General features: G+C 71.0%; 4 protein-coding genes and 1 pseudogene. 2 read left to right on the top strand and 3 right to left on the bottom strand.

Annotated elements, in window-relative coordinates; translation table 11 throughout:
- Positions 1–249, top strand: a 249-nt coding sequence (locus BM076_RS35470) for an ArsR family transcriptional regulator (RefSeq protein WP_093717899.1), incomplete at its 5' end; no start/stop codon positions are given.
- A gap of 94 nt (positions 250–343) precedes the next feature.
- Here the strand turns inward: BM076_RS35470 and BM076_RS35465 are convergent.
- Positions 344–661, bottom strand: a complete 318-nt coding sequence (locus BM076_RS35465) for an STAS domain-containing protein (RefSeq protein ID WP_177246779.1) — start codon at positions 659–661, stop codon at positions 344–346.
- Between the two features lie 147 nt (positions 662–808).
- On the opposite strand from BM076_RS35465, the gene BM076_RS38255 reads away from it, so the two are divergent.
- The gene (locus tag BM076_RS38255; protein ID WP_093717897.1) at positions 809–1,288 is read left to right on the top strand and encodes an ATP-binding protein; all 480 of its coding nucleotides are present in this window, start codon (positions 809–811) and stop codon (positions 1,286–1,288) included.
- Between the two features lie 164 nt (positions 1,289–1,452).
- Here BM076_RS38255 and BM076_RS35455 read toward each other — a convergent pair whose 3' ends face one another.
- Positions 1,453–1,947 (bottom strand): DUF2267 domain-containing protein, encoded by a 495-nt coding sequence (locus tag BM076_RS35455; protein ID WP_093717896.1) that lies wholly within the window; start codon positions 1,945–1,947, stop codon positions 1,453–1,455.
- Positions 1,948–2,080: 133 nt separating this feature from the next.
- Positions 2,081–2,166, bottom strand: a pseudogene (locus BM076_RS35450) (Hsp20/alpha crystallin family protein); the annotation flags it as partial.

Here is a 2,166-nt window from a genome sequence, read left to right as displayed (position 1 = left end):
CGCGACCCGGGGAGCCGTGTACGGGACATCGCCGCGCACTGCCTGCTCACCGAACGCGCCGTGCAGAAGATCATCGCCGACCTGGAGACCGGCGGATACCTCGCCCACACCCGCGTCGGACGCTCCAACCGATACGAGATCCCCTCCGGCACCGCACTGCGCCACCCGGCGGACGCCGGACCGACCGTCGCCGATCTGCTCGCCCTGCTCACCATCGACCAAGAGGCCAGCGAGCCCGCCGAGAGCTGATCCGACGCCCGCCAAGGCGAAGAACGTGGCCCTCGGCCCGCAGATCGGCGCGGGGGCGGCGGCAGCGGTCGCAGCGGCGGCGCCGGGGCCCCCTTTAGGCCCGGGCGACCCGGGCTTCGGCGACGGTGGGAAAGACCCGCAGCAGGGTGTCGACTCCGACGAGGTGGAAGAGCCGGTCCAACGGCGGCCGGAGGCCGACGATCCGCAGTTCGGTGTGCTGGTGGGTGCGGATCAGCAGGTTCAGGAAGGTGGAGTCCGCGAAGGTCACGGCGCTGATGTCGAGGATCACGCCGGAGGCGGTTTCGGCAGCGGCTTGAAGCTCGACGTCGAGCGGGCCCAGGTTGCTGGCGTCCAGGTCACCGGCCGCGGTGACGACCGGCAGGCTTCTGGAAGCGCGTTCGCTTGTCGACATGTGGCAAGTATGCCGACTGTGCCGTCGCTGTAGGGCGGAGGATTCAGTGTGCATGGACTCCGGGAACGTGGTCGCGGCCCCGCGCACGCGGTGCGATAGTTCGGTGTGACGGAGTGCAACGGGGTAAGCGACTTCTGACGGAACCTGATGGGGGGCAGCATGCGTCCTGACCACGCGGCGGTGGACCGTACCGGCCGCGGCCGCGGGCAGGACGCGGGAGACGGTGCCATGCGGGTCAGCGAAAGTTTCCCGGGCACGGGCGGTGCGATCGCCGCCGCCCGACAGGTGACAGGCAACTTCCTGCGCACGACCGGTGCCCGTGGAGCGGCGGTGACCGATGCCACCGTCCGGGACGCGATGCTGGTCGTCTCGGAGCTGGTCACCAACGCCGTCAAACACACCGACGGGCCCTGCGGGATCGAACTGCGCATCATCGGCGACGCCATGGCCATCGCCGTGTGGGACACCTCACCGCAGCCACCGCTGCCGAGGGAGCCGGACCCCGCCCGGATCGGACAGCACGGCATGGAGATCGTCTCGGTACTGTGCGGAGGTTTCTCCGTCGCACAGCTGCCCTCCGGCAAGCAGATCACCGCGAACCTGCCGCTCAACCCGCCCGCCGCCTGACCGACCGGCAACCTCCCTCGTCCTCGGGCCCCCGTTCCCGGTCCCCCGCCAAGGCTTGGACACCAATATGGGAGTGGTGTCTGAACGGCGACGGCGTGTCGTTCATCGACACGAAGAGCGGCAGGTGTCCGGATCAGCGGCCTGCGATGTGCATCAGGTCCTGGTTACGACCCCGCCTCGATGGGGCTCCGGTCTTCCTTGAGGCGGGGGTTTCCCATTGATAGCCCGACGGGGACGAGTTCCGCGCGGCCGAACAACAGGGCGTAACCGCTGGGCAGCCGGCGCAGGATCCGGGTGGTCAGGCCGGGACCGGCGCAGGCGGCGACGGCCGAGAAGACCGAGCCGGTGTCCCAGCGCGTGACGGCCTGCGAGGCGCCCGAGCGGACGGCGAGGTCCTTGACGAAGGCCCAGCCGGTCAGCGGCCGGGGGTCGGGAACCTGCCCGGTCAGCGCACGGGCCGCCTCCGCCGGGAGGCAGGCGGCCAACTCGGCGCGTTCGTCGCCGGTCAGCTGGCGCCCCAGGCCGGCGAGCACCAGGCGGACGGCCTCGTCGGCCTTCTCGCGGGTCGGGTAGGCGCCCTTGTGGCGGACCTTCTCCAACAGCTGTTCATACGCCGTCCCGTACGACTGCTGGGCCTGCGGGAGCCGGTGCGAGATCACGGGGATGGTTGCCTTTCTTGCTGCGGCCGGTGGTCTTTCGGGCACCGGGGAACGGCACGTGCGGGTGGGCTGGGGCGCGGAGAGCGGGTGAGGGGGATCGGGCACCCGCTCTCCGACGTGGGGACGGCCGGGGTCAGCCGATGATCTCCTTGCGGCCGGAGCCGGCGCCGATGGAGATCTTGCGGGGCTTGGCGCGCTCGGCGATCGGGATCCGCAGCG

Source organism: Actinacidiphila alni, assembly GCF_900112845.1.
GTDB classification, from domain to species: Bacteria; Actinomycetota; Actinomycetes; order Streptomycetales; family Streptomycetaceae; genus Actinacidiphila; species Actinacidiphila alni.
The sequence above is the reverse complement of the archived record's forward strand: the minus strand, read 5'-3'. Positions and strand labels throughout refer to the sequence as shown.

What these genes read in the sequence shown, in the direction of transcription:
- BM076_RS38255 (WP_093717897.1), top strand. Translation starts at nt 809, where the DNA reads ATGGGGGGCAGCATGCGTCCTGACCACGCGGCGGTGGACCGTACCGGC.
- BM076_RS35465 (WP_177246779.1), bottom strand. Translation starts at nt 661, where the DNA reads ATGTCGACAAGCGAACGCGCTTCCAGAAGCCTGCCGGTCGTCACCGCG.